At 47.3% G+C, this 6,706-nt stretch carries 3 protein-coding genes and 1 pseudogene; 1 reads left to right on the forward strand and 3 read right to left on the reverse strand.

Going from position 1 to position 6,706, the window contains the following annotated elements; translation table 11 throughout:
• Positions 1–112: 112 nt before the first annotated feature.
• From ltrA to L5M17_RS22635, 3 genes are all read right to left on the reverse strand, one after another.
• Entirely contained in the window at positions 113–1,585 is a 1,473-nt protein-coding gene (gene ltrA / locus L5M17_RS22625) for a group II intron reverse transcriptase/maturase (protein ID WP_259574740.1), read from the reverse strand.
• Between the two features lie 719 nt (positions 1,586–2,304).
• Positions 2,305–3,534 (reverse strand): DEAD/DEAH box helicase, encoded by a 1,230-nt coding sequence (locus L5M17_RS22630; protein WP_263149265.1) that lies wholly within the window; start codon positions 3,532–3,534, stop codon positions 2,305–2,307.
• Positions 3,535–3,622: 88 nt separating this feature from the next.
• Positions 3,623–6,265 (reverse strand): bifunctional diguanylate cyclase/phosphodiesterase, encoded by a 2,643-nt coding sequence (locus L5M17_RS22635; protein ID WP_263149267.1) that lies wholly within the window; start codon positions 6,263–6,265, stop codon positions 3,623–3,625.
• A gap of 298 nt (positions 6,266–6,563) precedes the next feature.
• Between L5M17_RS22635 and L5M17_RS22640 the strand changes: the two are divergent.
• Positions 6,564–6,706: pseudogene (locus tag L5M17_RS22640) on the forward strand (IS4 family transposase); the annotation flags it as partial.

Genomic DNA, 6,706 nt, shown 5'->3' on the forward strand with positions numbered 1-6,706 from the left:
TGTCGGGTGGACGACACTTGTTACCAAGTGCCGTCTCCCTAAGAACCGTACGTGCAACTTTCACTGCATACGGCTCAAGCCTCCACAAAAGCATCGTTTGATACCCAGCAACTTATAAAGCAGTCAGAGCAGGTTCGTTCCAAGAGTTGCGAGCTAGCCTTTTGGACTTTCTCTTCACCAAGTATTCTTGGTATTGAGGGTCAAATGGCGTTGCAGAACTTCGGATTTTCACATGTCTCTCGATAGGCACTTTGGCTATTTGGAAGAGATTGAACTGGCAATCCATACCCAAGAACTTCTGCCAACCGTGAAATTGCCACTGGCCTTTTCGATTGACGAAGTATTTAAGGGCTATCCAAGTTTTTGATTTGGTTGGATGACGCCTTTTGGCCCAGTGCCATAACGCATGGAATAGCTTGTGGCTTACATATCCGAACACCTGTTTCGCGACGCAGTGTCGATAGTAATTCGACCATCCCCTAAGTTTCGGATTTATCAGTTTGATAAGATCGTTCACGGGTAGGGTTACGTGCTTTTTGATGAGTCCTCGCAGATGACTTAAGAACATCAACGTATTGGATTTACTCGGTTTAATGAGCAGTTTTCCTTTGTACTTCCTATGGTTAAAACCTAAGAAGTCAAAGCCATCGTTGATGTGAGTGATATGCGTTTTCTCTTCGGATAGTGTTAAGCCTCTTTCTGCTAAGAAGTCAGTAATCAACGGTTTGATATCGTTCTCCAGCACTTCCTTTGAAGCACAAGTGACGACGAAATCGTCGGCGTACCCAATAAAGTTGGCTCTAGTCCCCTTTTTGAGGGCGGTGGATTTTATGTGCTGCTCAAGACCTGCAAGAGTCATTAACATCAAGGAGGGGGATATAACTCCTCCTTGTGGCGTGCCCTCGTCAGTACGATAAAACAGCCCTTTATCCATAAAACCAGACTTTAACCATTGCTCCAACATCCGCTTATCTACGGCGATGTTATCAAGAAGCCATTGATGACCGATCTTGTCAAAACAGGCTTTGATATCACCTTCGAGTACCCATTGGGCTGATTTCTTTTGAGCCAAACACTTAAAGCACTGATCGACAGCGTCAGCAGTACTGCGGTTTGGTCTAAATCCATAGCTGTTAGGGTCGGCAAGTGTTTCTGACACGGGCTCGAGTGCAAGAAGGTGGAGTGCTTGTTGCGCTCTGTCTATCATGCACGGGATACCCAGCGGTCGAAGCTTGCCATTCTTTTTTGGGATGTAAATACGCTTGAGCGGCTTAGCTATGTATGCCTTTCTGCTCAATTGATTGACGGCTTTCATGCGGCGTGCATCTGTGTTCCAGATGATGCCGTCTATTCCWGGYGTTTTACTGCCTTTGTTTTTCGACACTCGTTTAACAGCAAGGAGTTTTGCTGAGCGCGAGTGCGTCAGTAACCATTGCARGGCTTTTACCTTGCCGTGCTCACCTTCTTTTGTTGCCTTTGCGATACGCATCTGAAGCTTTAATACATGCGACTCTACGGATTTCCAGTCGATTGACTGCCATTGAGCACTGTCAGGAGAGGCACTAATCTCTTTTGAAATCATCATTTGCGTTTCTCCTTGGATAAAGTCCTTCRAATTCTCTCGCAACGGGAGACCMGTCGGAAGTGGGCTCACTTTCGTGCCAGACAGTTGTCTGTATCTGCATCATTACAACGCAGCCTTTGCTTTTTCCGACCTCCTATACCTGCATCACTATCGGCTATATTGGCTTTCCCAGAGGGAGCGATACAGGCTTACCGTGTTCCGTATGTTACGCAATGTCAGGGTAGATGCCCGCTATGGTGCGGAGAGTACAATGATCACGAAAGAGCATGGGACAATCTCTTTCCGACTCTCGTGCCTTTTGGCTACAGCGTGTTAACCACTTCCGCTGTTTCATCGCATGACGCACCTTACGCGGATTCACTTACATTCATCATACTGACTACCTAGCACTCACCCGATTTGTGGTTATCAGGAGGATCATCCCCTCGCAGTTCATATCCCGATTGGTCAAAGACCAATCTTCGTTACATTGTCAGAGCCGCTACTTTATTCAGGCTCCTAGGTTCATCTGGTGATACAGATGGTTCACTCGTTAAGCGGTGAACAGCGCTTCATACGACTTCACGTCGCACGCCCCAAATCGTGCTAGGTATTCTCTTAAAGCCTGCAGGTTACGTTAATGCTAAAAGGTGAGCCAAGGTGATTGGCGAGACGACCCGGCAAACGCTAAAATCCTAACAACTTAAGGCTTTGTCCTCTTGGCTAAAATTGACCTATGCTTAACGCTTTTTACCGCCGAGGGCGCGTTTTTTAGCGCGCTGTTTTTGGGCGGCTTTACTGTTGCGTCTGGGCTCTGGGGCCATTTTATTAAAATCGGGTTCAAAACCTGGATACCATTGCTGGGGCAGGCGCTTATCAAGCACTGCCTCGACTTCTTCGAGCAATAAGGCATCCTCTTGACTAAATAGGGTAATGGCTAGACCTGCATTACCCGCTCGACCTGTGCGACCGATACGATGAATATAATCTTCGGCAATAAAAGGTAGTTCAAAGTTGATGACATATTGTAATTCAACAATATCCAGCCCCCTTGCCGCCACATCGGTCGCCACTAGCACTTGGATTTTGCCCTGTTTAAAATCCTGTAGTACTTTTTCCCGCGCCCCCTGGGACAAATCGCCGTGGAATGCTTGGGTGGCAATGTCGAGTTTATTGAGTTGCAAGGCGAGTTTATCCACGCCCTGTTTAGTGCGGCTAAAAATAAGCACTTGATGCCAATTTTGACTGCGAATTAAATGACTTACGAATTCAGTTTTACGGTCGCTATCTATAGCATAAACCCGCTGCTCCACCTGCGCGGCCGTGGTATTGCGTTTCGCCACTTCAATCCATTTAGGCTCACGCAGCAAACTTTTACTCAAAGTGAAAATAGCATCGTCTAAGGTGGCGGAAAACAAGAGGGTTTGTCGCTCCGCTGGCACTTGTTTGAGTACCGCCTTTATTTCATCCATAAAGCCCATATCGAGCATGCGGTCGGCCTCATCAAACACCAACACATTCAATTGGTTAAGATTGAGCGCGCCTTGACGTAGATGGTCGAGCAAACGCCCAGGTGTCGCAATAAGTACATCGATTCCCGCCTTAAACACCTCGACCTGTGCATCGATACTCACACCACCATAGGCGATCCCAATCCGAATATCGGTACCTTTCGCATATTTAACAAAGCTTTGCTGAACTTGAACCGCAAGCTCCCGCGTAGGGACCAACACTAAGGCACGTATATACCTTGGAGCGTCCTTCGCTAAAGGGGCCGCCATCAGTCCATGCAAAATCGGTAAGGCAAATGCGGCCGTCTTTCCCGTCCCCGTTTGTGCACCCGCCATCAGATCTTGTTTTGCCAAAATCACAGGAATAGCCTCAACTTGGATAGGTGTCGGTTGCTGATAGCCGAGTTCGGCTAAGGTGTTCACTAATTGGGAATGCAAAGAAAGGGAGCTGAAAGACATTGGAAATCACCACAAATCATAATGGGCCAATGTTAACAGACTGGCCAAGGTGCGACTAGCCGCAAGGTCGAGCCGCATAGCATGGCAATCACTCAGGACTGACGAAAAATGCCTCTAGTGCACTCGGTAACTGGGGCCGACTAAAGAGATAGCCCTGGGCTTGATCGCACAGATTTTGTCTTAGAAAATCCGCCTGCTCCTCGGTTTCAACCCCTTCGGCAATGATCTCTAATTTTAGGGCGTGGCCAAGGGCAATCACAGCCTTCGCAATGGCAGTATTATTGGTATCGAAGGGAAGATCACGCACAAAGGATTGATCGATTTTAAGCTTATGGATCGGCAACTTATTCAGATAGTTCAGTGATGAATAGCCTGTACCAAAATCATCCACTGACAATTCAATGCCCAGCTCCCCAAGCCGCTTTAAATCTCGGATAGCCAGATCAGGATTTTGCATCATCACGCTTTCAGTGACTTCTAATTCTAAGTGTTTAGCAGGCAAGCCTGTTTTCTCTAATACCCGTTTTACATCTTCAACAAAAGTGCTGCGTTGTAATTGCTGGCCCGCGACGTTCACGGCGATGCGCCCAAAATGGCGGCCTTCGGCAAGCCAAGTAACACCTTGGCGGCAGGCCGTTTCAAGCACCCACAGGCCGATATCGTGAATAAGGCCAACCTTTTCGGCTACGGGAATAAACACCGCCGGTGATATTTGCCCTAATTGCGGATCATTCCAGCGCAGCAGCGCCTCAAACCCCACGGTTTTACGGGTTGATAAATCCAGTTTTGGCTGGTACATCAAATACAAAGCGTCCTGGGCAATGGCACCATAGAGGGCGTTCTGTAGCTTTAAATGCTCGAGGGATTGTTTGGTCAAAGATTCAGTGTAGAAGGCAAAATCATTGCGACCCTCATTCTTTGCCCGATACATGGCCGCATCCGCATTGCGCAATAGGGTGTCGGCATCGGCTCCATCATTCGGGTAGAGTGAAACGCCCATACTCGCGGTCAACCTTAAGTGATCACCTGTGCTCACCACAAAAGGTTGCTCAAAAACCTGGCGTAATTGATTGATGGCATGGGTGGCATCCTCATCATTTTGGATGCCAGAGATCAATGCGACAAACTCATCACCGCCAATACGCGACAGCACATCCTGATCACGCACTTTGCTACGCAGTCGCTTCGCTAACTCCACCAGCATCTCATCACCTATGCTATGGCCAAAACTGTCGTTAATGTGCTTAAACAAGTCGACATCGATAATCACAGTCGCAAGTTGTGCATTCAGGCGCTTAGCGTGCCTCACCTCTTGTTTTAACTGCATCATTAACTTCATTCGATTCGGCAAATGCGTCAGGGGATCGAAATAGGCTAAATGGGCAAGCTGGGCTTCACTCTGCTTTTGTGCAGAAATATCTGAAAACACCGCCACAAAATAACGAATATCACCCACATCGTCGTAGATAGTGCTGATAGTGATATTTTGCGGGAAGATAGTGCCATTCTTACGGCGATTCCAGATCTCGCCGCTCCACTTACCAGTCTCTAACAGGGCATTCCACATGGCATCGAAAAACGCTTTATCATGGCGATCCGAATTGTACAGCCGTGGGTTTTGCCCAAGCAATTCCTCACGGGAGTAACCCGTTATTTCGTAAAAGGCACCATTCACATCGGTGATATTGCCGTGCCTATCGGTCACGACGACACCTTCTACCGAGTTTTTAAATACATTCGTTGCGAGTGTAAGTTGCTCTTCTACTTCCTTATGTTTAGAGATATTGCGCGTCATGCCAATCACGCCCGCTAACTGACCCTCTGCGGTGAAGGCGGGCATTTTTAGGGTTTCTAACCAGAGGTGTTTTGCCTGCTCACCACCATCTAAACATTCGGCAACGATAATAGGGGTGCCCGTTTCAATGGCCAGCCTGTCACCATCGAGGAAAATATCAGCAATATCTTTACCGAATAATTCAACATCTGTTTTGCCCACAATGTCACTGCGCGGCATTTCCCAGGCTTTTTCCACACTCAAATTACAGATAGTGTAAACCCCATCGATATTCTTGACCCAAATATGCTCCTCAAAGCTATCGATAAAGGTTTGTAAATCGAGCACTTGTAACTTGCTCTGCTCGCCGCGGGCCAATGCTTCATCGGCCCTATGTTGACGTAGGATTTCCGTTAAACTGAGCTGAATACTGTTGACGTTAAGCTGGGCAAGTTGCAGTGACTTATCCGTTAAATGATGTGGCGCACTATGGTACAAACACAGGGCGCCAAAACTGGCCCCCGATGGCCATAGGATCGGCAAGCAAATCAGGCTGCCTAAACGGCAATAGGGTTGCCAAAACGGATCCAATGAAGTGTCTGTCACTAAGGGCCTAGCCACTAACTGCGGCGAGAGCTGCGTTTTGGCATTAGAGACCATAACTTGATGACTATGGAAGACACTCGGTTGATCGACAGGCTGAGTGTGGGAGATATCCGCGACTTTACTATGTGGGGTGGCGGTTTGTTGGAGCTTAAAACCATGGTGGGCATTAAGTTGAGCGAGTATCGATGCAATATCCTCATCCGCGGCGGCCATCGATTGTAACAATAGGCTCAATTGACCCGAGTCATTACGGGCGAAGATAAGCCCATGGCATGCAGACATCTCTGCGACTAAGTTTAAGTCACCTAACCAACTGTCTTGCTGTGGTTGTGGAATAATCACATCAATCATATAGTTGCCAATCAACGCCTTGTTACTGCTTAATGTTGACTTACTCTGAACTCTCAAAGCGCCCTTATACACAGACACAGAAAATGAATACCAGTCACCAGATCTTAGGTTCTTGTCAGTGCACACCCTTTGCTAAAAAGACCAAGCGTGGCACTGCATCATATCAGCAATTATCAGTATAGAGGCCAAACCCTGAAGAATCCCCTGATGATTTACAAATAAATCATCAAATTAGGGTGGAAGCGCATCTTGTTGCATGATCAAATGGTTTCGCCAAAAACTACACTTGGACAACAAGATGCGCGAAGCCAATATCCTACAACATTCTTTACACCAATACTGCCCAGAACTTCACCTAAAACGATTAAACAGCTTGATGCTGGCCTCTAAGGCACTGATTGAATGTAAGACACTGACCTTGACTGAGTTAGGTCGAAATTT

The organism is Shewanella sp. SW24 (assembly GCF_025653395.1).
GTDB classification, from domain to species: Bacteria; Pseudomonadota; Gammaproteobacteria; order Enterobacterales; family Shewanellaceae; genus Shewanella; species Shewanella oncorhynchi.